The organism is Phenylobacterium sp. RIFCSPHIGHO2_01_FULL_69_31, assembly GCF_001824475.1.
Taxonomy (GTDB): Bacteria; Pseudomonadota; Alphaproteobacteria; order Caulobacterales; family Caulobacteraceae; genus Phenylobacterium.
In genome coordinates, this window is sequence record NZ_MHXN01000009.1 from 76,166 (window position 1) to 97,452 (window position 21,287).

Genomic DNA, 21,287 nt, shown 5'->3' on the forward strand with positions numbered 1-21,287 from the left:
GAGCGCGCCGAGCGCGAGGGTCTTAACAGGTATCGTCATCGAAAAGTCCTTTCAGGGATTGGCCGGAGCCGTGGAGGCGCCCGCCGGGCGGGAATCGAGGTGGGCGAGGGCGGCGGCCAGGGCGTCGTCGGCGGGGACGGCGATGTCGGGGGCGACGCCGCGCCCTTCCCAGCCGAGGCCCGTGTCCGGATCGTAGGTGCGGCCGATCGGGACGAAGGCCCGGAAGCCGTGGGGCAGATCCACGAACCCGCCGAAGCGACCGGCGCCGGCGGTCGTCTCGCCCACCAGCACGGCGCGACGCGTCCGCTTCAGGCCAAGCACCAGGTGTTCGGCGGCGGAGGCGGTGCGGCGCGAGGTCAGCGCGTAAAGCGGCGTATCGCGAAGGCGCGTTTCGGCCGGGTCGGGCTGGATAATGTGGTCGCGGCGGATGACCCCGTCGGGCCCCGGTTGGCGCACCAGGGTTGGGCCCACCTCCAGCGGCGCCTCGGCCTCGGCGTCGGCGCGGGTGTCCATGCGCAGCAGCGTCGCGGGCTGGCCGTAGAAGAGCGGCAGGATCGCGTCCATCGTCGCCTGGCCGCCGCCGCGGTGGGGGCGCAGGTCGAAGATCACCGCGCGGGCCGCGGCATGGGCGAGCAGGAAGGCCCGGGCAGCCTCGCCGGTGCGCGTGTCCTGGGGAAACTCATTGAAGCGCAGGTAGGCGACGTCGCCGATCATCCGCGCCTCTTCCAGGCCCGGCGGACCGCTGGCGCGGGCGCTGGCGGGCAGGTCGGCCGGTGTGCTCCGGGACGCAGCCGGGGCCGCCTTGGGCGCGAGCCGCAGGTGCCCGTCGGGTGCGACGGCCTGGAGCCCGGCGGTCACCGCGTCGCCAAACGCCACCGGATCGGTCAGCTTGGCGTAGTCTCCGCGGGCGGCTTGTTCGCGCAGGCGGGCGGCGTAGCGGCGGCCCGTATCCGCATCGGCGAACCGACCCGCCAACACCTCGGCGAGCCGGGCGAGCACTTCCCGCTGATCGGTCGGGGACAACCGGGCGGCGGAGGCCGTGGCGGCGGGCGCGACGGCAGGGGCGTCGGCGCTGAGCGCCGGGGCCGCTATGGCCGCTAGGGCCGCGAGGGCGGCGGCGAACGCCGCGGGGCGGATGGACATGAAACCTCCGTGAAACGGTGGGCCGCCCCGATCCTCCGCAGAGGCCGTCGCGGTCGCGCCGTTTGCGACCGCGCGACGGCCGCGCGACGAAGCGACCGGCGCGCGACGAGACTGCGACGAAGCCCGGCGTCAGGCGCCAGGCGCTATGCTATGGCCCCGCTTCCTGGAGGTCCCTTGGTCGCCACGTCCCCGTCATCCGACAGGCCCGACGGGCTCCCGCCGCCGCCGGTGCTGTGGCTGGCCGCGGGGATCTGGGCTCTGGGCATGGGCGCCATGGTGGCCAGCGGCGTCGCCACCCGGTTCGAGCCCCTGACCATCAACGTGCTGCGCGCGTTGCTGATGGCGATCCTCGGCTGGGTGTTCAGCCTCGCGCTGTGGCGCGTGTCGACCGTGGCCGCGCGGCCCCGATGGGCGATCCTGGCGCTCGGCGTGGGCGTGCTGGCGGCCACCACCGCGCACACCCTACTGGACTTGCAGGTCGACCACCTTCTGCAGGCCTGGCTGAACCCGGGACTGCACGTGCGGCGGATCCTGTCCGACAGCGTCCTGCGCGCATGGGTGATGTCGCTGATCGCCGAAAGCCACGTGGTGATCTTCGCGACGCTCTACGCCTTCTTCGGCATGGCTTCGACGATCCTGCGATCCGCCGCCGAGACCCGCGAGCGCGAGGCGCAGCTGGCGGCCGCCCGCACGCTGGCGGTCAGCGCCCAACTGGCCATGCTCCGCCACCAGCTCAACCCGCATTTCATCTTCAACACGCTGAACGCGATCGCCTCTCTCGTCGCCATGCGGCGCAGCGACGACGCCGAGGCGATGATCGGCCGGCTATCCGACTTCCTGCGCGCATCGCTGGGGGTGGACGCGCGGCCATTGGCGACCCTCGACGACGAGATGACCACCTTGCAGAACTACCTGGACATCGAGGCCGTTCGCGGCGCGCGGCTGCGTTTGGCCTATGACCTGGAGCCCGGCCTCGGGAACGCCCTCATCCCGAGCTTCCTGCTCCAGCCGCTGGTGGAGAATGCGGTCAAGCACGCCGTCTCGCCCGCGCTGGGCCCGGTGGAGGTCCGCGTGTCGGCGCGCCAGGTAGGGAACGACCTGGTGGTGACCGTGGCCGACAGCGGGGCCGGGGGCGCGCGCGGCCAGGCGGCCGGCACCGGGACCGGGCTTCGCAACGTCCGCGAACGGCTGGCGCTCCTCTACGGCGACCGGGCGTCGCTGGCGGCGGGACCGCGGGGCGAGGGCTTCGTGGCGGCGGTGCGGGTTCCGCTGCGGCGCGCGGGGGACGACGCATGAACCGGCCGCTGCGCGTGGTGATCGCGGACGACGAGCCGCTGGCGCTCGAGCGGCTCGCGCTGGCCTTCCGCGATATCGAGGGGGCCGAGGTCGTGGGCGCGGCGGCCAACGGCCTGCAGGCGCTGGAAATGATAGCGGCGCTGCGGCCGGACCTCGCCGTGCTGGACATCCAGATGCCGGGGCGGACCGGCTTGGGCGTCGCCGCCGCGCTGCCGCCGGAAGGCCGGCCGGAAATCGTCTTCCTCACCGCCTTCGACAGCCACGCCGTGGACGCCTTCGACGTCGAGGCTGCGGACTATGTGCTGAAGCCGCTGCGGTTGGATCGGCTGCGCCAGGCGGTGGTGCGCGCACGTCGCCGATTGCAGGGGGCGCACCGCGACGCCGCCTAGGCTCCGGCGCGCGCGCCGGCAGGCGTGACCGACGGCTTCTGGGTCCAGGGCCGCGAGGGGCTGGTTCGCGTCAGTCTGGAGCAGATTTCCTGGATCGAGGCGGCGAAGGACTACGTCCTGCTGCACACCGGCAATCGCTCCTACATCCTGCGGGCGACCATGGCCTCAATCGCCGAGCGCTTCCCGCCGCCGGCGCTCCTGCGCGTGCACCGGTCGGCGCTCGTGCGTCCGGGCGCCGTCCAGGCCCTGCAGACCAGCGGGCATGTCCTGATCCTCACAGACGGGACGGCCGTCGCCGTCGGGCCCAGCTATCAGCGTCACACCCGCGATTGGCTCACGGGACGGTCGCCGACCTAGGTGGCCGCCTCGTCGGCCCAGCCCTTCAGCAACTGGTGGGCGATGGCGAGGGGCGGGGGGCAGAACACGCCCTCGATCTCGCCTTTCAGCAGCTTCCGCGCCTCCTCGCGGGTGAACCAGCGGACTTCGGAAAGCTCGGTCTGGTCGGGCGTGCCTTCGTCGTCCTCGACCTCGGCGATCAGGCCGATCATCAGGGACGACGGATAGGGCCAGGGCTGGGTGGAGTGGTAGCGCACCTGGCGCGTGCGCAGGCCCGCCTCCTCGCCAAGCTCGCGGGCGCAGGCCTCCTCGATGCTCTCGCCCGGCTCCAGGAACCCGGCCAGGGCCGAGAACATGCCGGGGGGCCAGGCCTCCTGGCGGCCCAGCATGCAGCGCTCGCCATGGTAGGCCAGCATGATCACCACCGGGTCCGTGCGCGGGAAGTGCTCCGCCTCACAGGACGGGCACTGGCGCTTCCAGCCGCCGTCCTTGGGCTCGGACGGCTGGCCGCAGACGGCGCAGTACTGGTGGCGGCGGCGCCATTCGAACATGGACTTGGCGGTGGCCAGGATGCCGGCGTCGGCGGCGGGCAGGCGCAGCGCGACCTGGCGCAGGTCCATGAACTCGCCCAGGCCCTGCAGCGGGCCCTGGGCCGGGTCGCTGGAGCCTTCCATGTCCACGGCGAACACGGCGGTCTCCTGCCAAAGGCCCATGAACAGCAGCCGCTCGTTCCCACCGGCGAGCTCGGCCGCCAGCTTGGCCGGCAGGTAGGCGATCTGTACGCCGCCGTCCTTGGTCTTCTCGGCCAGCGGCTTGCCGTTCCACAGCACGAGGCCCAGCGCGTCGGAGGACGACAGCTGGGCGGCCAGCCAGGCGGCGTCGCCGCGACGGTCGCTGGCCCGGTTCAGCGGGTTTCCGGCGAAGGTGTTCTGGAAGAAGGAGAGCGCCATGGCGACCTACTTACGGTGCGGCTCGGCGCGCGTCGAGGCGGGCGGCGGCGCCTCTTGAAACCGGCCGCGCAGATTCCAAATCATTCGCCGCGCCCGCCGCCTCCTCGCCGGGCGCGTGGAGAAAGGACAGCTTTCAGGAGAACCGACATGAGGCTCGCGACCTCGGAAGATCTGATCCGCGAACAGGGACTGGCCGCCGCGCTGGAGCGCTGGCTCAGGCCCGCCGTCGGCTTCGGCCACCCCCGTGACGTGCTTAAGGACCCGGACCTCGGGCACGACGAGAAACGCGCCGTGCTTTCGTCATGGGCCTCGGACGCGTCGGCCGTGCAGGACCAGCCGACGCTGCGCTGGCTTCTGGGCACGCCCGAACCCGTGCCGTTCCGCGAGGTTCGCGAGGCGTTGGAACGCCTGGACCGGATCGAGCGCTTCGACGCCTGACTTTCCACCACAGCCTGACGAAGGAGGACCACGATGCAGGTCATCGAAGTCGCGCCGCTCGGCCCGGGCTGGCGCGTGTCCCTGGGGGCATTGGCGGGCGACATGGTCTTCGCCCGGGGTGGAGCGGCGGAGAGCGCCGCCCGGCGGCTCGCCGCGCAGCTGGCGCACAGTGGCCAGGCCAGCGAGCTGCGGATCCGCCTGCGAGACGGCTCGCTCGCCGAGCGCCTGGTCTGGCCCGCGCTGCCCCGTCGCGACGCGGCCCCTGCCGCGGCGCTGGAAGCGGCCTGAGCTTTTCTGGGGCGAGGGGCGGCTGGCCAAAAGTGGCTGGGCGCCCCACATCCAGACAGGCGCCGGTTCAAGGCGCGAAAGACCGCCAGGGAGCCCAAGATGTCCGAGCCGCCTCCGAACCACCCCGCCGGCTACGCGCCGCCGAAAGTCTGGCAGTGGAACAAGGAGAGCGGGGGCAGGTTCGCCGCCATCAATCGTCCCATCGCTGGGCCGACGCACGAGAAGGAGCTGCCGGTCGGCAAGCATCCGTTCCAGCTCTATTCCCTGGCCACGCCCAACGGGGTGAAGGTGACGGTGATGCTGGAGGAGCTGCTGGCCCTCGGCCACAAGGGCGCCGAGTACGACGCCTGGATCATCAACATCGGGCAGGGCGACCAGTTCGGCTCGGGCTTCGTCGATGTGAACCCGAACTCTAAGATCCCCGCCCTGATGGACCGCAGCGGACCGACGCCGATCCGGATCTTCGAGTCCGGCGCGATCCTGGTTCACCTGGCCGAGAAGTTCGGAGCGTTCCTGCCGACCGATCCGGCCCGGCGCGCCGAGACGCTGTCGTGGCTGTTCTGGCAGATGGGTTCGGCGCCCTACCTGGGCGGCGGCTTCGGCCACTTCTACGCCTATGCGCCGTTCAAGATCGAATACGCCATCGACCGCTTCGCCATGGAGGTGAAGCGCCAGCTCGATGTGCTGGACCGGCGGCTGGCCGAGAGCGAATACCTGGGCGGCGACGACTACACGATCGCCGACATCGCCATCTGGCCCTGGTACGGCCTCCTGGCCAAGGGCGGGGCCTATGAGTCGGGCGAGTTCCTGGACGTGAAGAGCTACACGAACGTCCAGCGCTGGACCGAGCAGATCGGCCAACGCCCGGCGGTGAAGCGCGGCCGGATCGTCAACCGCGCGCAGGGGACGCCGGCGCTGCTGGAGCGCCACGACGCCCGCGATATCGACGAGGCGCTCGCGGCCAAGGCGGAGGCCGGGTAGGCCGGCGGTTCGCCGACCGGCGCTCTGCCGTTCGACGCCCGACCACGGCGGGAGCCCTGCGACAGGACGTCTCCAAACGCCGATGTGATCGACGGCAAAGCCGCGCCCGACTGGACCCGCACGCGTCCGTTGGATACGCGGCGGGTCCGTTGCGTTTTGAGACTTGAGATGCAGGACTTCATCGATCTGGAAGGGGCGTCCGGCGCCCGCTACCGCTTCCGCCTTTGGCCGGAAGGCGCGCCGCACACGCCGGTGGGCGGCAACTACGTCTACGTCCGCGCAGACGAGGCGGGGGTGAAGGTGCTGCAGGTCGGCGAAACCAACGACCTGTCAAAGGCGCGCGGCGCCTGGGCGGCGGCGGCCAAGCGCGGGGCCACGCACGTGATGACCCGGCTGAACGTCTCCCGCGCCATCCGCTCGGCCGAACACCAGGACATTGCCGCAAAGTACGAAAATCAAGGCGCCAAGGTGCAGGCGGACTGAGGCGGGCGGGCGTGGGCCGCCCGGCCTGCGACTCGGCCGCCCCTTGCCCCGGCGTTGCTAATCCTCCATATGCCGCCGCGGAGATCGGCGGCGGACGGACGCCCCGCCAACCTGGTCAGGTCCGGAAGGAAGCAGCCACAACGGGTCACGCCTCGGGTCGTTGTCCGGTCTCCACCTTCTCCACACATATCCGGGCTTTCCGCTTTGCCGGGGCTTTGACGTCCCGTTAGATGCTCGCATGGGCGACGACGACCTCACGCGCGACGATTCCGACCTGCCGCCTGAGCGCGACCCCAACACCGGCGACATGTTCGGCGGCGAGGCCCCACCCGCGCCCAAGCCCGCGGAGGACGAGGGGGCCGCCTATACGGTCATCGCCCGGAAATACCGGCCCCGTTCGTTCGAGGACCTCTATGGCCAGGAGGCCATGGTGCGGACGCTGCGCAACGCGTTCGCCACGGGCCGGATCGCCCACGCCTTCATGCTCACGGGCGTGCGAGGGGTGGGGAAGACCACGACCGCGCGCCTGCTGGCCCGGGCCCTCAACTACGAGACCGAGACCGTCCACGAGCCGTCGCTCGACCTTAAGGACGAGGGCATCCACTGCCGCGCGATCATCGAAGGCCGGCACATGGACGTCCTGGAGCTGGACGCCGCCAGCCGGACCGGGGTCAACGACATCCGCGAACTGCTGGACGGCGTGCGCTATGCGCCGGTGGAGGCGCGGTACAAGGTCTACATCATCGACGAGGTCCACATGCTGTCGACGGGGGCGTTCAACGCGCTCCTGAAGACGCTGGAGGAGCCTCCGCCGCACGCCAAGTTCATCTTCGCCACCACCGAGATCCGCAAGGTGCCGGTGACCATCCTGTCGCGCACCCAGCGGTTCGACCTGCGCCGGGTGGAGCCCGAGGTGCTGGTCAAAAACCTGGAGATGATCTGCGAGAACGAGGGCGCGCGCGTCGAGGCCGAGGGGCTGATGCTGATCGCCCGCGCGGCGGAAGGGTCTGTCCGCGACGGGCAGTCCATGCTGGACCAGGCCATCGTCCAGGCCGAACCGGGCCAGACGGTCAGCGCCGCCTCCATCCGCGACATGCTGGGCCTGGCCGACCGGGCCCAGACGATCACCCTCCTGGAGCAGGTGATGCGCGGCGAGTCCGGGGGCGCCATCGAGACCTTCCGCCAGCTCTACGGCTATGGCGCCAACCCCGACCAGGTGGTCATGGACCTGCTGGACCATATCCACGGCGCCTCGGTGGCCAAGGCGATCGGCCCGAACGCCCTCGTGATGCCCAAGGAGCAGGCGCTGCGGCTGGCGGCCATTGGGGCGGCGGTGTCGGCGGGTGTGCTGTCGCGGATGTGGCAGCTGACGCTGAAGGCCTATGAGGAGGTGCGGCGCGCGCCCGACGCGGCGGCGGCCGTGGACATGGCGCTGATCCGCATGGCCTACGCCGCCGACCTGCCGGGACCTGAAGAGGCCCTGAAGCGGCTGCAGGCGGGCGAGAATCCCGCCGGCGGCTCCGGGTCCGGCGGCGGGCCGCCCGGCGGTGGCGGTGGGGGCGGCGCGCCGCGGGCCGGCCTGGCCACCAATGCGGTCGCGCGGCAGCAGATCGCGCCCGGTCTTCCATCGACCGAGCCGGTCGCCAACCTGCAGACCTTCGAGGACATGCTGGGGCTGATCGACCGGCGCCGCGACATCCGGCTGAAGCTGGACGTGGAGCGGTTCATCCGGCCGATCAACTTCCGGCCCGGCGCCATCACCTACGAGCCCGCCCCGGGCGCGCCGAACGACCTGGCGCAGCGGCTGGTGTCGCGACTGAAGGAATGGACCGGCGAACGCTGGCTGATCGCGGCCGAGGGCGGCGGCGGCGCCGAGAGCCTGTGGGAGAAGCAGAAGCGCGAGGAGCGCGAGGTGCGCGCCGAGATCGAGCAGCACCCGTTCATCCAGGGTGTGATGCAGGCCTTCCCCGGCACCGAGATCGTGGGCATACGCCACCTCAAGCAACCCGAGCCGGCCGAAGCGCCGCCTCCCGAAGACGACGCCGACGAGGACTGACCGATGAAAGACCTGGGTTCGATCATGAAGCAGGCCCAGGCCATGCAGCAGCGCATGGCCGAGGCGCAGGAGCGGATCGGCGCGCTGGAGGTCGAGGGCACGTCCGGCGGCGGCATGGTCAAGCTGGTGTTGAAGGGGACGGGCGAGCTCGCCCGCGTCGACCTGGACGAGAGCCTCATGGCGCCCGGCGAGGGCGAGGTGATCGCCGACCTGATCGTGGCCGCCCACGCCGACGCCAAGCGCAAGCTGGACGAGAAGCAGGCCGAGGTCATGCGCGAGGCGGCCGGGCCGCTGGCGGGCCTCAACATTCCCGGCATGCCGAAATTCTGATGCCCGGCCTGCGACGGAAGGACTGAGCTTGGCCGCCTCCGCCGGACCCGAGATTGAGCGCCTGATTGGCCTGTTGTCCAAGCTGCCCGGCCTTGGGCCGCGGTCGGCCCGGCGCGCGGCGCTGGCGCTCCTGAAGCGGCGGGACCAGCTTCTGCTGCCGCTGTCGGACGCCCTGGCCGAGGCGGCGGCGCGGGTGAAGACCTGCCAGACCTGCGGCTCGCTCGACACCCAGGACCCCTGCGCCATCTGCGCCGACCGCACGCGCGACGGCGCCCTGATCTGCGTGGTCGAGGAGGTGGGGGCGCTCTGGGCCATGGAGCGGGCCGGCGCGTTCCGGGGCCGCTACCATGTGCTGGGCGGCCTCCTGTCGGCGTTGGACGGGGTGGGGCCGGAGGCGCTGCGGGTCGGCTCGCTGGTCGGCCGCGCCGCGGACGAAGGCGTGCGCGAGGTGATCCTGGCGCTGCCCGCCACCGTCGATGGACAGACCACGGCCCACTACCTGGCCGACCGCCTGGCAGGAGCGGGCGTCAGCGTGACCATGCTGGCCCGCGGCGTGCCGGTAGGCGGGGAACTGGACTGGCTGGACGACGGGACGATCGCCCAGGCGATGCGGGCGAGACGCCCGGCTTAGCAGACACTTCCGCGCCACTGGCGGCCGTGGGATGGCCGCCAGCGACGCGGAGCGCCAGCACCCCTTCGGGGACCGTGCGGGGCGGGCCTTCGCCCTGCCGCCGCTGCGCCGAGAGCCGCGAGAGACGGCCTCGACGCGGAGCCGAGAGCGCGCTGCACGGGAGAATGCGCGCCTCAGCCCGTTGCCTCGTTCAGCGGGCGACCACCTGGCCCCCGCGTAGCAGGTCGCCCCGGACGCCCGGGTCGCAGGGCTGCTCCAGATGATCGCTCCGGCAGGCCGTCGTCGGCTGGCCGGCGGTGGCGGTCAGCATCGCCACCGAGGGATCTCTGAGCGCCACTAGCGAGACGCCGATCAGCGCCGCGAGCGCATAGAAAATGTGGTTGGCCAGCCGCATCGTTTCCTCCGGGATCACGACCTTCGGCCGCTTGTCGTTGGCTGAACCCTAGGCGGGTGCGGCGTGATCGCGCAGGTGCAGCGGACGCCTGCGAAAGGCGCAACCGTGGCGCCGCGCGCCGAGCCGACGATGCAACCGGGTGCGCAACCGTTGCATCATCGGGTTGCATTGTGAAACAATGTTCGGTGATGGCGTTATTCGTGCACTTTCACGAGAAGCTGACGCTGGTGCTCAAGGCGCTCTCCATGAGCCGTGGGCGCCTGGCGGCGGAGCTCGGCGTGGACAAGTCGCTGGTCGGGCGATGGGCTTCAGGGGTCGTGACGCCGTCCGCGCACAATCTCGAGAACCTGACGCGGGTGATCTCGAACCACTGCCCGGGCTTCACCATGCTGGACTGGGACCGCGACCTGCCGGGCCTGGCGGGCCTGCTGGGCGTGGCGGCGCCGGTCAGCGGCCACGGCGTGGCCGGCCTGCATGATGCGCCGGACTCCCTGCCCCTGCCGGTGCTCGAGATGTCGCGCCTGACCACCGAGCGGCGCGGACACGCCTACGAGGGGTTCTGGCGCACCACCCGGCCCTCGGTGATGATGCCGGGGCGGTTCTTCCACGACCACGGGATGGTGCGCCGGCACGAGAACGGCCTTTTGCAGTTCAAGGTGGGCGGGGCCGGCCTGCTGTTCGACGGCTGGCTTCTGCCGGCCGAGGGCCAGCTGTTCGCGATCCTGTTCGACACCGTGGGCCAGACCCCCATTTTCGTGATCTGGAACGGGGTGCCGCTGTCGAAGGCCTCGTTCCTGGACGGGATCGTGATGGCGGCGGCCTTGAATGCGGCGCGGACGCCCTCGGCCTATCCCATCGTCATGGAGCGGATCGGCGACCTGACCGGCGACCGGGCGGCGGACGACGCCACCTGCGCCGAACTGCTGGCGCGCGATCCGCTGGCCCCCGAGGGCAGCATCGCCGACGACCTGAAACACCACCTCATCCGCGATATCGGCCCGGCTGCGGCGGCCGCGGGCCTGGGCGAGATGTTCCTGCTGGCCCCGATCACCTCGACGCTTTCCCGCGGCGAGACCATCGGCGGACGCCTGGTCGGCTAGGTCTCGGCCCAGTCGACGGGTTCGATCTTGCGGATCATCAGGCCCCAGCCGACGACGCCCAGCAGCGTCATGGCCGCCGCCAGGACGAAGGCGCCTTCGAAGCCGCCCGTCCGGTCGACGATCACGCCGGTGGCGATGGGGCCCAGGATGCCGGCGAAGTTGGCGAAGCCGTTCTGGACGCCCACCCACTTGCCCGCCGCCTGCGGTCCGGCAAGCGTCTGGCTGCTGGCGAAGATGTGCGGACCCACGGCGCCGAACGCCATGGCCGTGACGAAGAGGCAGGCGATCGCCACCGCCGGCGGGGCCACCGCGCAGGCCAGCAGGCTGGCGGCGCCGAGGGCGTGGGTGGCGACGAAGAAGGTCTTGCGGACCCGGTTCGGCGCGCCGCCCGCCTGGATCCACCGGTCCGAGGCCCAGCCGCCCAGGAACGACGAGGCGGCGTACAGCAGGTAGAGCAGGCCGCCGACGGTCGCCATCTGCGGCAGTGAATAGCCCTGGGCCTGGACGAGGTAGAGCGGCATCCACGAGACGATGAAGTAGAAGCCGAAGTTCACCGAGAAGTGGCCGAGGCTCGCCCCCCAGATCTCCGGCCGTCGGAGGATGGCGCCGAACGAGGGGCCGCCCCGGCCCTCCGCCGGCGCGGGCGCGGCGGATAGCCGGCGCGTCACCGCCAGCCATGGGACCAGCCAGAGCAGCGAGACGGCGCCGAACAGCAGGAATACGCCCCGCCAGCCGAGCTCGGCCATCAGCAGACCGCCGAAGAAGATCCCGACCGCCGGTCCCAGCGACAGGCCCACGATGATCAGGCCGTTGGCGGCGCCCAGGCGATGGCTGGGCACGTGCCGGGCGATCAGGCTGGAACTGCAGGGGAATGCCGCGCTCTCGCCGATCCCGAGCACCAGACGTAGGACCAGGAGCGCCATGAAGCCGCCCGCAAAGCCGCTGAGCAGCGTGGCCACGGACCATAGGGCCAGGCCCGCGGCCAGGGTGTGGTAGGCGTTGAACCGGTCGGCGAGCCAGCCCGAGAGCACGAGGCCCGGGGTGTAGGTCCAGAAGAAGGCCGAGATCAGCAGGCCGATCTGGGTCGAGCTCAGCGCCAGCTCGCCCTTGATCAGCGGGGCGGCGGTGGCGAGGTTGCCGCGGTCGACGTAGTTGATGAACACGGCCAGCGCGAGGAGCGGCACCACCCAGGGCCCGATTCCGGTCCGCGCGGACGTCGCCGCCGCGAGTGTCGCCATGCCCTGGTCCCCCTGCGCCCTCTGGCGGGGCGCCAACGCGGCAAGCTGGCATGGATCGCCGCCGCCGGCCATGGCGGCGGGCGCGCTTCCGCCGACTCGCCAGGCGCGCTAAGAACGCACCATGAACGGACTCCTTTTCCTCGCGATCCTCTGCGTGCTCATCGCCGCGGCGGCCATCGCCTGGGCGCTGCGAGAGCGGGGCCGGGCCTCGCACGCCGAACTTCGGATGAAGCTGATGGCCGAGCAGGGCGACCTCGTCCGCGCCCAGCTCACCCAGTCTGCGGCCAGCGTCGCCGAGGAGATTCTGCGCAAGAACGAGGAGGCCGTGCGCAACCGCGAACAACTGGCCCAGGCGCGCCTGGAGGCGCAGCTGAAACCTGTGGCCGACACCCTGCAGAAGTTCCAGGAGCAGGTGACCGCGGTGGAAAAACAGCGGGCCGAGGAGCAGGGCGGCCTGAAAGAACAGATCGCCCAGCTGATGCAGGCTTCGGCCGCCACCCAGGATGAGGCGCGCAAGCTGTCGGCGGCGCTGCGCCGGGGCGCGGGCGTGCAGGGGCGGTGGGGTGAGCAGACGCTGCGCAACGTGCTGGAGGCTGCGGGGCTGTCCGGCCGGTTCGACTTCGACGAGCAGACGTCCACCGACACCGAAGAGGGCCGCCGGCGGCCGGACGTGACCGTGCGCCTGCCCGGCGGGGGCCTGTTCGTCATCGACGCCAAGTGCTCGCTCAATGCCTTCCTGGAGTTGCAGGAGGCCGTCGACGACTACGCCCGCGATGCGGCGGGCGTGCGCCATGTGCAAAGCGTGCGCGGCCACATCCAGGGACTCTCGGCCAAGGCCTACTGGGACCAGTTCCAGAATTCGCCGGACTTCGTGGCCATGTTCGTGCCGCTGGACTCGGCCCTGGCGGCGGCGCTGGACCGGGCGCCGGAGCTGATGAACGACGCCATGGACCGGCGCGTGGTGATCGTCACGCCGTCCACCCTGTTCGCCCTCTGCAAGGCTGTCGTCTACGGCTGGCGGGTCGAGGAACAGGCCGCCAACGCCCAGAAGATCGCCGACCTCGGCAAGGAGCTCTACAAGCGCATCTCGGTGATGGGGGCGCACGCCGGCTCGGTGGGCAAGGCGCTGGAGGCGGCGGTCAGCCGCTACAACCAGTTCGTCGGCTCGTTGGAGACCCAGGTCCTCACCCAGGCCCGTCGGTTCGAGGAGCTGAAGGTGGACCACCAGGGCAAGGAGGTCGTCGAGCTTCAGCCCGTGGAAGTGGCGGTGCGGCCGCTCGCCAAGCTGACCACCAGCGAGGCGCCGCCCGTGCGCCTGGCGGCTGGCGGCGAAGGGTAGCAGCCTCCCATCCTTCTCCTACCTTGACGCTCAACAATCGGACCCTTACCTGCCCGCCATGGCCCTTCGCGAGATCCTCGTCGTCCCCCACCCTGCCCTGAAGCAGGTGTCCCAGCCCGTCGATGTGGTCGACGACGAGCTGCGCGCGCTGATGGATGACATGCTGGAGACCATGTACGACGCCCCCGGCATCGGTCTGGCCGCGATCCAGATCGGCGTGCCCAAGCGCGTGATCGTCATGGACCTGGCCCGCCAGGACGAGCCGCCCCAGCCCCGCTACTTCGTGAACCCAGAGATCCTTTGGGCTTCGGAAGAGACGGCCCCCTATGAGGAGGGCTGCCTGTCGGTGCCCGAGATCTACGACGAGGTCGAGCGGCCGGCGCGTGTGAAGCTGCGCTATCTGAATTACCAGGGCGAACAGGTCGAGGAAGACGCCGAGGGCCTCTTCGCGGTCTGCATCCAGCACGAGATGGACCACCTGGAAGGCGTGCTGTTCATCGATCATCTGTCGCGTCTGAAGCGCGAACAGGCGGTCAAGAAGGTCAAGAAGCTGGTCCGGGCGGCCTAGAAGCCTCCGGGCGGCGCAGCTATAGCTCACGGCCGAGGCGTACTAGACGTCTCGGTTGTTGCAGGCGTCCGACTTGCGTGCCCCATCGTTCCGCTCGCGCTATTTCTGGGGCGTCCGCGATCACGCGGCGTTCAATGCGGCGCTGGACCAGCTGGTCGCGTCCACCCACTTCGACAACCATTGGTTCGCGTCGGACAACCTTATCGCCTTCGGCCGGAACCTGGGGTTCCTAGACGATCCGGCTTTCCTGAACGCCTTCAACGCCCACGCCAAGGATGGCTTCGAGCGCGGCGTGCTGTGGCGGACCGTGAGCGTCGTGTGGGGCGCACGCCAGGCCTCGCGCCTCGAGGGCGGTTTCATCGAGTGCGGCTGCTACAAGGGCACCACGGCGCTGATCATGCTGGACGCCGCCGGGATCACCGACCGCGAGGTGTTCCTCTACGACCTCTTCGAACACGATGCCTCGATGGACCATCATGCCATGCCGGAACATGGCCCCGACCTCTTCGCATTCGTGGCGGCGCGGTTCGCCGATCGGCCCAACGTGAAGGTAGTGAAGGGCTTTCTGCCGCAGAGTTTCGAGCAAGGCTTGCCCGAGCGGATCGCCTTCGCCCACATCGATATGAACAGCGCGCGCGGCGAGATCGAGACCCTGGAGGCCATCGGGTCCCGGCTGGTTCCCGGCGCGGTCATCGTGCTCGACGACTTCGGCGCCTCGGCCTACCGCCAGCAGCACGTGCTGGAGACCAGGTGGTTCCAGCAGCGTGGCCGCCACGTGCTGGAACTGCCCACGAGTCAGGGCCTGGTCATCTGGTAGCCGTCCAGGGGTGCTAGTGCGCCGCGTCGTGGGCGGCGTCCTTGCTCTCGGCCTCGACCTTGGCGGCCCCTTCGCGGGCGCCCTCCGCCGCGCCCTTCGCGGTTTCCTTGATCACCTGCCCGGCGTCGCCCGCGGCCTCCTTGATCTCGGCGCCCACTTCCTTGACGGCAGGGCTGTTGGCGGCCTCTTTCGCCTCCTGGCCGATATCCTGGGCGGCGGCCTTCACGTCGCCGGCGGCGTCCTCGCGTTCGGCCTGCGAACAGGCGGTGAGCGCGAACACCAGGCTGGCGGTCGCGACCATGATCGACTTCTGCATGTGGCGGGCTCCCTGCGACTTCCCTCATCCAACGGCCACGCTTGGCGCGAAGTTCCCTTGCGGCTCGCCGCCCGCTAAGACCCGCCCATGCGTCTCGCCTTCCTCGGCACTCCGGATTTCGCCGTCTCGGCGCTCGCGGCCATCGTGGCGGCGGGGCACGAGGTGGCCTGCGTCTACTCCCAGCCCCCCGCGCCGCGCGGCAGGGGGCAGGAACTGAAGCCCTCGCCGGTGCACGCCTTCGCGGAGGCGCACGGCATTCCGGTGCGGACGCCGGCCTCCATGCGCGACCCGTCGGAAGTCGCGGCCTTCGCGGCGCTGGGGCTGGACGCCGCCGTGGTGGTGGCCTTCGGCCAGATACTGCCCGGAGCAGTGCTGGAGGCGCCGAGGCTCGGCTCCTACAACGTTCACGCCTCGCTGCTGCCGCGCTGGCGGGGCGCCGCGCCGATCCAGCGCGCCATCATGGCCGGCGACAAGGTCACCGGCGTTCAGGTGATGCGCATGACCGAGGGGCTGGACGAGGGCCCGGTGCTGGCCACCGCGACCGTCCGGATCGATGCCCTGGAGACCGCCGGCACGCTGCACGACCGGCTGGCCGCGGCGGGCGCCGATCTGATCGTCCGCACCCTGGCCGACATCGAGGCTGGAACGGCCGTGGCGACGCCCCAGCCCGCGGACGGCGTCACCTACGCCAAGAAGATCAGTCCGAGGTTCACGCGTCTCGACTGGACCAAGCCCGGCGCCGTCCTGGATGGCAAGATCCGCGGGCTGTCGCCATTTCCCGGCGCCTGGTTCGAGCTGCCCACCGACAAGGGCCCGGTCCGGGTGAAGGCGCTGCTCTCGGCCATCGAGGACGAGGCGGGCGAACCTGGAGTCACGTTGGACGACCGGCTGCTGGTGGGCGCGGGCGAGGGCGCTGTCCGCCTGCTGCGGGTGCAGCGCGAGGGCAAGGGGCCGCAGGAGGCCGACGTCTTCCTGCGCGGCAATCCCGTGCCGGCTGGAACGAAGCTGGGCTGATGCCTCGCTACCGTCTCTTGATCGAGTACGACGGCCGGCCGTTCCACGGCTTCCAGGCCCAGGCCGACCTGCCGTCGGTGCAAGGATCGCTGGAGCGGGCGGTCAAGAAGTTCTGCGGCGAGGACCTGCGGGTCAGCGCCGCCGGTCGGACGGACACCGGCGTGCATGCGACGGGCCAGGTGGTCCATATCGACCTCGCCAAGGACTGGCCCGCCGAGACGGTCCGCAACGCCATGAACTTCCACCTGATGCCCGACCCCATTTCCGTTCTGTCGGCGGAGGTGGCCGAAGGCGACTGGCACAGCCGATTTTCCGCGACCGGCCGGCGCTATCGCTATCGCATCCTCAACCGCATCAGCCCGCCGGCGCTGGACCAGGGCCGCGTGTGGCATGTGAAGAAGCCGCTGGATGCGGGGGCCATGCACGCGGCCGCCCAGGTGCTGGTAGGCCACCACGACTTCACCACGTTCCGCGACCTGGCCTGCCAGGCGAAGTCGCCGATGAAGACGCTGGACGTGGCCGACGTCCGCCGCGAGGGCGAGGAAGTGATCCTGGAGTTCGCCTCGCGCTCGTTCCTGCACCGCCAGGTCCGCTCGATGACGGGCACCCTGGCCGAGGTGGGTGTCGGACGCTGGACGAAGGACGACGTCGCCGCCGCGCTGGCGGCGCGGGACCGCCGGGCGTGCGGCCCGGTGGCGCCGGCCGAGGGGCTGTACCTGACCGGCGTGACCTACTGAGCCGTCAGGCGAAGTAGCGCTCGATGATCCGGGCGTAGACGCGCTGGAGCGTGCGGATCTCCTCGACGGGGGCGCGCTCGTCCACCTGGTGCATGGTCTTACCGACGAGGCCCACCTCGATCACCGGGCACAGCGCGCGGATGAAACGAGCGTCCGAGGTGCCGCCGCTGGTCGAGAGCTCGGGCTCGCGGCCCGTGACGTCGGCGACGGCGGCCGCCACCAGTTCGGTGAACCCGCCGCGCTCGGTCAGGAACGCCTCGCCGCTGATGCTGGAGGTGACGGTGATCTTGCCGCCAAAATCCACGGAAGCGCGCCAGGCCTCCAGGTCGAACCAGTCGGCGAGTTGCTGTCCCGTGTGGTTGGGATTGAAGCGGATGTTCAGCCGCGCGCGCGCCACGCCGGGGATCACGTTCGTCGCGGCGTTCGGCATCTCGATCATGGTGACCTCCAGGTTCGAGGGCTGGAACTCGGGGTAGCCCTCGTCCAGCCGGCGCTCCTGCAGGGCGGTCAGCATCTTGATCAGCGGCCGCGCCGGGTTCGCGGCGCGGTGCGGGTAGGCGACGTGGCCCTGGACGCCCTCGACCACGATCTCGGCGTTGATCGACCCGCGGCGGCCCACCTTGACCATGTCGCCAAAGATCTCGGCCGAGGTCGGTTCGCCCACGACGCAGTGGTCGATGACCTCGCCGTCCGCGGCCAGGGCCTCGACCACCAGCTTGGTGCCGTGGGTGGCCACGCCCTCCTCGTCGCCGGTGATCAGGAAGGAGAGCGAGCCGGTGACCCTACCTGCGGCGATGGCGTCCGCGGCCGCGGCGGCGAAGGCGGCGATGGCGCTCTTCATGTCCACGGCGCCGCGCCCGATCAACACGCCGTCCACCACCTCGGCCCCGAAGGCATCCTTGGACCAGGCGGCGGCGTCGCCCACCGGCACCACGTCGGTGTGGCCGGCGAAGCAGAGGTTGGGACTGCCGGTCCCGTAGCGGGCGTAGAGGTTCTCGATCTCGCCGAACCTCATCCGCCGACAGGCGAAGCCAAGGTTCGACAGCATCTCCTCGACGATCGCCATGGCGCCTGCATCGGCGGGCGTCACCGAGGGGCGGCGGATCAGGTCGCGGGTGAGTTCGACGGCGTCTATGGCGGCGGGCATGGCTTCGCCATACCTAGCAATGACAGGAGAGGCGAGGGGATCATGCCGAAGATCGACATCGACAAGGCGCCGACGCGGTTCGGCAGCGCCTATCCACCGCCGTTCGACACGCCGTGCCGGGACCGCCGCCGCTGGAAGCTGGGCGACGCGGCCGGGCTGACGGACTTCGGGGTGAACCTTATCCGGCTGGCGCCTGGAGTGTGGACCGCCCAGCGCCACTGGCACACCGTCGAGGACGAGTTCGTCTGGGTCGTGTCGGGCGAGGTGGTGCTGGTGGAGGAGGGCGGGGAGACGGTGCTCCGCGCGGGAGATTGCGCAGGCTTCAAGGCCGGTGTGCCCAACGGACACTGCATCCAGAACCGTTCCGACGCTGAGGCGGTGCTGCTGGAGGTCGGGTCGCGGCGCCCTGGGATCGACGCCTGCGACTATCCAGGCATCGATATGATCGTGGGGCCGGACGACATCTACCGCCACCGCGACGGGACGCCCTACGCGGAAGACGACGGGCGCAAACGCTGAGGACACGATGCCAAAGATCGAGATCAACGCGCTGGAGGTGCGTTCGGGGTGCAGCTATCCGCATCCGTTCAAGGAAATCTGCCTGGGCGCCACGTGGCGAAGGCTGGGCGATGCCGCAGGCCTGACCGACTTCGGCGTCAACCTCGTGCGCCTGCCGCCGGGCAAGTGGTCGAGTCAGCGGCACTGGCACACGCACGAAGACGAGCTCGTCTATGTGCTGGAGGGCGAGGTGGTGCTGGTCGAGGACGACGACGACCATGTCCTGCGCGCGGGGGACTGCGCGGCCTGGAAGGCGGGGGAGCCCGGCCAGGCCCACCACCTGCAGAACCGCAGCGACCGCGACGCCGTCTACATCGAGGTCGGCTCGCGCAAGCCCGATGCGGACGAGTGCGACTATCCCGACATCGACATGGTCACGGGACCCGGCGGCTATCAGCATCGCGACGGGCGGCTCTACCCGGAGGACTGAGTTAGCCCCTAATAGTTTGCATGCGATATGATCGCGTGCAATTCTTCCTGGGAAGTTTGTCCAGGGAGTCTTCATGCGCCTTGCTTTGCTGTTTGCCGCGGCCCTCGCCGTCGCCGCCCCGGCCGCCGCCCAGCCGGCCGCGCCGCTGCCCGTCCGAGGTGTGGTGACACAGATCGATGCGGCTCGGCTGACCGTGAAGCCCAAGTCCGGCAAGCCGGTGACGGTCGACCTGACGCCGGACTGGACGGTCCAGGTGACCAAGCCGATCGCCGTGACCGAGATCAAGGAAGGCAGCTTCATCGGGACGGCTGAACTGCCGCAGGCCGACGGCACAGGGCGTTCGCTGGAGGTCCACGTCTTCCCGCCCGGCGTGAAGGTTGGCGAGGGTCACTACGCCTGGAACCTGCGCAAGGGCTCGATGATGACCAACGGTACGGTCGGCAAGGTGACAGTGGGCGCCAAGGGGCGGGAGCTCCAGGTCAGCTATCCGACCGGTCAGCGCAAGATCGTGGTGCCGCCCAAGGTGCCCGTGGTGCAGATCATGCCGGGCGCGCGTCCCATGGTGAAGAAGGGCGCCCCCGTCTTCCTGCTGGCCTTCCCGAAGCCGGGTGGCGGCGGCCTGATCACCGGTGCGGTCGCCGTGGGCGAAAAGGGCTCGCCGCCGCCGATGTAGGCGGGGCCCCATCATGAAGCCGTTTCGGGAACGTACGCGGGGTGGGGCGACAGCGGTCTATCGCCATCCGCTGGCGGTGCGCGCCACCCACTGGGTCAATGCGCTGTGCCTTCTGGTCCTGTTGCTGAGCGGGCTCCAGATCCTCAACGCGCACCCGGCGCTCTACTGGGGCGAGACCTCGCGGTTCGACCGGCCGCTGGCGGCCATCGAGGCGGCGCCCCAGCCGGATGGGAAATTGCGCGGCCGGCTCCTCGTCGGCGATGCGGTTTTCGACACCACCGGCGTGCTCGGCGCCTCGATGTCTGGGAGTGAACAGCTACAGGCGCGGGCGTTTCCCAGTTGGCTGACGTTGCCGGCGTATCCCGACTTGGGCGCTGGCCGGCGCTGGCACTTCGCCTTCGCGTGGGTGCTGGTGATCAACGGTTTGCTCTACGCCCTTTTCGCGGCCGCGACCGGCCGGTTGAGCGGCCTGCTGTGGCCTTCGCCGGCCGAGCTGCGGCACGTCGGCCGCGCGCTTTGGGATCACCTGCGCCTTCGTTTCGCGCATGGGGACGACGCCCGCGGCTACAACGTTCTGCAGAAGCTGGCCTATTCGACCGTGGTCTTCGGGCTGCTGCCCCTCATGCTGGCGACGGGCCTCGTCATGTCGCCGGCGGTGTACGCCCGCCTGCCGCTGCTGGGGGACCTGCTGGGGGGGCGGCAATCGGCGCGGACGCTTCACTTCCTGGCCGCCTCGGGGCTCGTCGCCTTCGTCGCCGTCCACCTGGCCATGGTCCTGGCCGCCGGTCCGATCAACGAGATTCGCTCGATGGTCACCGGCTGGTTCGTCGTTCGCCGCGAGAAGAAGACGCCATGAGCGAGCGCACACCGATCTCGACCCGGCGCGGCCTGCTGGGCGCGGCCCTGGGCGCGACGGGGGCGGGCCTGGCCGGCTGCGACCGGCTCGCCACCTCTCCGGCCGTGAACGAACGCCTGAGCGCCGCGGAAGGGCTTACCTTCCACGTCCAGCGCCTGCTTCTGGGCCGCCAGGCATTGGCGCGGGAATACCCGGCGAGCGCCATCTCCCCCGATTTCCGCGCCAACGGGACGGTCAATCCCGACAACGAGGACTACCAACGGCACGTGACGACCGGCTTTAAGGATTGGCGGCTGGAGATCGGCGGCCTGGTGGAGCGGCCGCTGCTGCTGTCCCTGGACGACCTGCGCCAAGCGCCGGCGCGCACCCAGATCACCCGCCACGACTGCGTCGAGGGCTGGAGCTGCATCGGCAAGTGGCGGGGCGCGCGGCTGGGCCCTCTGCTGGATCGGGCCGGCGTGAAGCCCCAGGCGCGCTATGTGGCCTTCTTCTGCGCCGACACGTTGGAGCTGACTCTGGACGGGACCGGCGACTACTACGAGACCATCGACTTGGCCGACGCGCACCACCCGCAGACCCTGCTCGCCTATGAGATGAACGATGCGCCGCTCCCGGTGGCGCACGGGGCGCCGGTGCGGCTGCGGCTGGAACGGCAGCTCGGCTACAAGATGGCCAAGTACGTGATGCGGATCGAACTCATCGACAGCTTCGCCAACTTCGGTCGCGGCAAGGGCGGCTACTGGGAGGACCGCGGCTACCAGTGGTACGCCGGGATCTAG

At 70.6% G+C, this 21,287-nt stretch carries 27 protein-coding genes and 1 other RNA gene; 22 read left to right on the top strand and 6 right to left on the bottom strand.

Annotated features, from left to right (window positions below; translation table 11 throughout):
- Positions 1–51: 51 nt before the first annotated feature.
- Positions 52–1,143 (bottom strand): S41 family peptidase, encoded by a 1,092-nt coding sequence (locus tag A2790_RS06325; RefSeq protein WP_293388897.1) that lies wholly within the window; start codon positions 1,141–1,143, stop codon positions 52–54.
- A gap of 174 nt (positions 1,144–1,317) precedes the next feature.
- On the opposite strand from A2790_RS06325, the gene A2790_RS06330 reads away from it, so the two are divergent.
- Genes A2790_RS06330 through A2790_RS06340 form a run of 3 tightly spaced genes read left to right on the top strand, consistent with a single transcriptional unit; the run spans position 1,318 to position 3,185 of the window.
- On the top strand, positions 1,318–2,439 hold the full coding sequence (locus A2790_RS06330) for a histidine kinase (RefSeq protein ID WP_293388898.1): 1,122 nt from the start codon (positions 1,318–1,320) through the stop codon (positions 2,437–2,439).
- A complete protein-coding gene (locus tag A2790_RS06335; protein WP_293388900.1) occupies positions 2,436–2,828 on the top strand; it encodes a response regulator in 393 nt (130 codons plus the stop codon). Before A2790_RS06330 ends, A2790_RS06335 begins: the two co-directional genes overlap by 4 nt.
- Positions 2,829–2,852: 24 nt before the next feature.
- Positions 2,853–3,185, top strand: coding sequence for a LytTR family DNA-binding domain-containing protein (locus tag A2790_RS06340; protein ID WP_293388902.1), 333 nt, complete (start codon positions 2,853–2,855; stop codon positions 3,183–3,185).
- Here the strand turns inward: A2790_RS06340 and nudC are convergent.
- Complete coding sequence (gene nudC, locus A2790_RS06345) at positions 3,182–4,114, bottom strand: NAD(+) diphosphatase (protein WP_293388905.1); 933 nt, start codon at positions 4,112–4,114, stop codon at positions 3,182–3,184. The genes A2790_RS06340 and nudC overlap by 4 nt on opposite strands.
- 147 nt (positions 4,115–4,261) lie before the next feature.
- Between nudC and A2790_RS06350 the strand changes: the two genes are divergently transcribed.
- The 8 genes from A2790_RS06350 to recR all read left to right on the top strand — a co-directional run bounded on the left by A2790_RS06350 (position 4,262) and on the right by recR (position 9,321).
- Positions 4,262–4,552 carry a hypothetical protein gene (locus A2790_RS06350; RefSeq protein ID WP_293388908.1) on the top strand — a complete coding sequence of 97 codons (291 nt, stop codon included), beginning with the start codon at positions 4,262–4,264 and terminating at the stop codon, positions 4,550–4,552.
- Between the two features lie 33 nt (positions 4,553–4,585).
- Positions 4,586–4,840 (top strand): hypothetical protein, encoded by a 255-nt coding sequence (locus A2790_RS06355; RefSeq protein WP_293388911.1) that lies wholly within the window; start codon positions 4,586–4,588, stop codon positions 4,838–4,840.
- 99 nt (positions 4,841–4,939) lie between these two features.
- The gene (gene yghU, locus A2790_RS06360) at positions 4,940–5,821 is read left to right on the top strand and encodes a glutathione-dependent disulfide-bond oxidoreductase (RefSeq protein WP_293388913.1); all 882 of its coding nucleotides are present in this window, start codon (positions 4,940–4,942) and stop codon (positions 5,819–5,821) included.
- Positions 5,822–5,989: 168 nt separating this feature from the next.
- Entirely contained in the window at positions 5,990–6,304 is a 315-nt protein-coding gene (locus A2790_RS06365) for a hypothetical protein (RefSeq protein WP_293388916.1), read from the top strand.
- Positions 6,305–6,382: 78 nt separating this feature from the next.
- Positions 6,383–6,481, top strand: an RNA gene (ffs, locus tag A2790_RS06370) — signal recognition particle sRNA small type.
- A gap of 61 nt (positions 6,482–6,542) precedes the next feature.
- Entirely contained in the window at positions 6,543–8,360 is a 1,818-nt protein-coding gene (locus A2790_RS06375; protein ID WP_293388919.1) for a DNA polymerase III subunit gamma/tau, read from the top strand.
- A 3-nt stretch (positions 8,361–8,363) separates the two neighbouring features.
- Positions 8,364–8,690 carry a YbaB/EbfC family nucleoid-associated protein gene (locus A2790_RS06380; RefSeq protein WP_293388922.1) on the top strand — a complete coding sequence of 109 codons (327 nt, stop codon included), beginning with the start codon at positions 8,364–8,366 and terminating at the stop codon, positions 8,688–8,690.
- A gap of 28 nt (positions 8,691–8,718) precedes the next feature.
- Positions 8,719–9,321 carry a recombination mediator RecR gene (recR, locus tag A2790_RS06385; protein ID WP_293388925.1) on the top strand — a complete coding sequence of 201 codons (603 nt, stop codon included), beginning with the start codon at positions 8,719–8,721 and terminating at the stop codon, positions 9,319–9,321.
- Positions 9,322–9,511: 190 nt separating this feature from the next.
- Here the strand turns inward: recR and A2790_RS06390 are convergent, their stop codons facing one another.
- Positions 9,512–9,715: a hypothetical protein gene (locus A2790_RS06390; RefSeq protein ID WP_293388928.1), complete on the bottom strand. Its 204-nt coding sequence runs from the start codon at positions 9,713–9,715 to the stop codon at positions 9,512–9,514.
- A 188-nt stretch (positions 9,716–9,903) separates the two neighbouring features.
- Between A2790_RS06390 and A2790_RS06395 the strand changes: the two genes are divergently transcribed.
- A complete protein-coding gene (locus A2790_RS06395; RefSeq protein ID WP_293388930.1) occupies positions 9,904–10,815 on the top strand; it encodes a helix-turn-helix transcriptional regulator in 912 nt (303 codons plus the stop codon).
- Here the strand turns inward: A2790_RS06395 and A2790_RS06400 are convergent.
- Positions 10,812–12,053, bottom strand: coding sequence for an MFS transporter (locus A2790_RS06400; protein WP_293388932.1), 1,242 nt, complete (start codon positions 12,051–12,053; stop codon positions 10,812–10,814). The genes A2790_RS06395 and A2790_RS06400 overlap by 4 nt on opposite strands.
- 121 nt (positions 12,054–12,174) lie before the next feature.
- On the opposite strand from A2790_RS06400, the gene A2790_RS06405 reads away from it, so the two are divergent.
- The 3 genes from A2790_RS06405 (at position 12,175) to A2790_RS06415 (ending at position 14,777) form a co-directional block, all read left to right on the top strand.
- Positions 12,175–13,392 carry a DNA recombination protein RmuC gene (locus tag A2790_RS06405; RefSeq protein ID WP_293388934.1) on the top strand — a complete coding sequence of 406 codons (1,218 nt, stop codon included), beginning with the start codon at positions 12,175–12,177 and terminating at the stop codon, positions 13,390–13,392.
- Positions 13,393–13,450: 58 nt separating this feature from the next.
- The gene (locus A2790_RS06410) at positions 13,451–13,960 is read left to right on the top strand and encodes a peptide deformylase (protein WP_293388937.1); all 510 of its coding nucleotides are present in this window, start codon (positions 13,451–13,453) and stop codon (positions 13,958–13,960) included.
- A gap of 73 nt (positions 13,961–14,033) precedes the next feature.
- Positions 14,034–14,777: a class I SAM-dependent methyltransferase gene (locus A2790_RS06415; protein WP_293388939.1), complete on the top strand. Its 744-nt coding sequence runs from the start codon at positions 14,034–14,036 to the stop codon at positions 14,775–14,777.
- Positions 14,778–14,790: 13 nt separating this feature from the next.
- On the opposite strand, the gene A2790_RS06420 is transcribed toward A2790_RS06415, so the two are convergent.
- A complete protein-coding gene (locus A2790_RS06420; RefSeq protein WP_293388941.1) occupies positions 14,791–15,093 on the bottom strand; it encodes a cell surface protein in 303 nt (100 codons plus the stop codon).
- 87 nt (positions 15,094–15,180) lie between these two features.
- Between A2790_RS06420 and fmt the strand changes: the two genes are divergently transcribed.
- Positions 15,181–16,107 (top strand): methionyl-tRNA formyltransferase, encoded by a 927-nt coding sequence (gene fmt, locus A2790_RS06425; RefSeq protein WP_293388944.1) that lies wholly within the window; start codon positions 15,181–15,183, stop codon positions 16,105–16,107.
- Positions 16,107–16,844: a tRNA pseudouridine(38-40) synthase TruA gene (gene truA / locus A2790_RS06430; protein WP_293388947.1), complete on the top strand. Its 738-nt coding sequence runs from the start codon at positions 16,107–16,109 to the stop codon at positions 16,842–16,844. Before fmt ends, truA begins: the two co-directional genes overlap by 1 nt.
- Positions 16,845–16,848: 4 nt before the next feature.
- Here truA and dapE read toward each other — a convergent pair whose 3' ends face one another.
- Complete coding sequence (gene dapE, locus A2790_RS06435; RefSeq protein ID WP_293388950.1) at positions 16,849–17,991, bottom strand: succinyl-diaminopimelate desuccinylase; 1,143 nt, start codon at positions 17,989–17,991, stop codon at positions 16,849–16,851.
- 42 nt (positions 17,992–18,033) lie between these two features.
- Here dapE and A2790_RS06440 point away from each other — a divergent pair, with 42 nt between their 5' ends.
- The 5 genes from A2790_RS06440 (at position 18,034) to A2790_RS06460 (ending at position 21,287) form a co-directional block, all read left to right on the top strand.
- A complete protein-coding gene (locus A2790_RS06440) occupies positions 18,034–18,510 on the top strand; it encodes a cupin domain-containing protein (RefSeq protein ID WP_293388953.1) in 477 nt (158 codons plus the stop codon).
- 7 nt (positions 18,511–18,517) lie between these two features.
- On the top strand, positions 18,518–18,979 hold the full coding sequence (locus A2790_RS06445; protein WP_293388956.1) for a cupin domain-containing protein: 462 nt from the start codon (positions 18,518–18,520) through the stop codon (positions 18,977–18,979).
- A gap of 73 nt (positions 18,980–19,052) precedes the next feature.
- On the top strand, positions 19,053–19,652 hold the full coding sequence (locus tag A2790_RS06450; RefSeq protein ID WP_293388959.1) for a hypothetical protein: 600 nt from the start codon (positions 19,053–19,055) through the stop codon (positions 19,650–19,652).
- Between the two features lie 13 nt (positions 19,653–19,665).
- On the top strand, positions 19,666–20,508 hold the full coding sequence (locus A2790_RS06455) for a cytochrome b/b6 domain-containing protein (RefSeq protein ID WP_293388962.1): 843 nt from the start codon (positions 19,666–19,668) through the stop codon (positions 20,506–20,508).
- On the top strand, positions 20,505–21,287 hold the full coding sequence (locus A2790_RS06460) for a molybdopterin-binding protein (protein ID WP_293388965.1): 783 nt from the start codon (positions 20,505–20,507) through the stop codon (positions 21,285–21,287). The genes A2790_RS06455 and A2790_RS06460 overlap by 4 nt, the downstream gene beginning before the upstream one ends.

What these genes read in the sequence shown, in the direction of transcription:
- A2790_RS06355 (WP_293388911.1), top strand. Translation starts at nt 4,586, where the DNA reads ATGCAGGTCATCGAAGTCGCGCCGCTCGGCCCGGGCTGGCGCGTGTCC.
- A2790_RS06460 (WP_293388965.1), top strand. Translation starts at nt 20,505, where the DNA reads ATGAGCGAGCGCACACCGATCTCGACCCGGCGCGGCCTGCTGGGCGCG.
- nudC (WP_293388905.1), bottom strand. Translation starts at nt 4,114, where the DNA reads ATGGCGCTCTCCTTCTTCCAGAACACCTTCGCCGGAAACCCGCTGAAC.
- A2790_RS06410 (WP_293388937.1), top strand. Translation starts at nt 13,451, where the DNA reads ATGGCCCTTCGCGAGATCCTCGTCGTCCCCCACCCTGCCCTGAAGCAG.
- A2790_RS06350 (WP_293388908.1), top strand. Translation starts at nt 4,262, where the DNA reads ATGAGGCTCGCGACCTCGGAAGATCTGATCCGCGAACAGGGACTGGCC.
- fmt (WP_293388944.1), top strand. Translation starts at nt 15,181, where the DNA reads ATGCGTCTCGCCTTCCTCGGCACTCCGGATTTCGCCGTCTCGGCGCTC.
- A2790_RS06440 (WP_293388953.1), top strand. Translation starts at nt 18,034, where the DNA reads ATGCCGAAGATCGACATCGACAAGGCGCCGACGCGGTTCGGCAGCGCC.
- A2790_RS06365 (WP_293388916.1), top strand. Translation starts at nt 5,990, where the DNA reads ATGCAGGACTTCATCGATCTGGAAGGGGCGTCCGGCGCCCGCTACCGC.
- A2790_RS06380 (WP_293388922.1), top strand. Translation starts at nt 8,364, where the DNA reads ATGAAAGACCTGGGTTCGATCATGAAGCAGGCCCAGGCCATGCAGCAG.
- A2790_RS06395 (WP_293388930.1), top strand. Translation starts at nt 9,904, where the DNA reads ATGGCGTTATTCGTGCACTTTCACGAGAAGCTGACGCTGGTGCTCAAG.
- A2790_RS06335 (WP_293388900.1), top strand. Translation starts at nt 2,436, where the DNA reads ATGAACCGGCCGCTGCGCGTGGTGATCGCGGACGACGAGCCGCTGGCG.
- A2790_RS06455 (WP_293388962.1), top strand. Translation starts at nt 19,666, where the DNA reads ATGAAGCCGTTTCGGGAACGTACGCGGGGTGGGGCGACAGCGGTCTAT.
- A2790_RS06420 (WP_293388941.1), bottom strand. Translation starts at nt 15,093, where the DNA reads ATGCAGAAGTCGATCATGGTCGCGACCGCCAGCCTGGTGTTCGCGCTC.
- A2790_RS06325 (WP_293388897.1), bottom strand. Translation starts at nt 1,143, where the DNA reads ATGTCCATCCGCCCCGCGGCGTTCGCCGCCGCCCTCGCGGCCCTAGCG.
- yghU (WP_293388913.1), top strand. Translation starts at nt 4,940, where the DNA reads ATGTCCGAGCCGCCTCCGAACCACCCCGCCGGCTACGCGCCGCCGAAA.
- truA (WP_293388947.1), top strand. Translation starts at nt 16,107, where the DNA reads ATGCCTCGCTACCGTCTCTTGATCGAGTACGACGGCCGGCCGTTCCAC.
- A2790_RS06400 (WP_293388932.1), bottom strand. Translation starts at nt 12,053, where the DNA reads ATGGCGACACTCGCGGCGGCGACGTCCGCGCGGACCGGAATCGGGCCC.
- A2790_RS06390 (WP_293388928.1), bottom strand. Translation starts at nt 9,715, where the DNA reads ATGCGGCTGGCCAACCACATTTTCTATGCGCTCGCGGCGCTGATCGGC.
- A2790_RS06445 (WP_293388956.1), top strand. Translation starts at nt 18,518, where the DNA reads ATGCCAAAGATCGAGATCAACGCGCTGGAGGTGCGTTCGGGGTGCAGC.
- dapE (WP_293388950.1), bottom strand. Translation starts at nt 17,991, where the DNA reads ATGCCCGCCGCCATAGACGCCGTCGAACTCACCCGCGACCTGATCCGC.
- A2790_RS06375 (WP_293388919.1), top strand. Translation starts at nt 6,543, where the DNA reads ATGGGCGACGACGACCTCACGCGCGACGATTCCGACCTGCCGCCTGAG.
- A2790_RS06450 (WP_293388959.1), top strand. Translation starts at nt 19,053, where the DNA reads ATGCGCCTTGCTTTGCTGTTTGCCGCGGCCCTCGCCGTCGCCGCCCCG.
- A2790_RS06405 (WP_293388934.1), top strand. Translation starts at nt 12,175, where the DNA reads ATGAACGGACTCCTTTTCCTCGCGATCCTCTGCGTGCTCATCGCCGCG.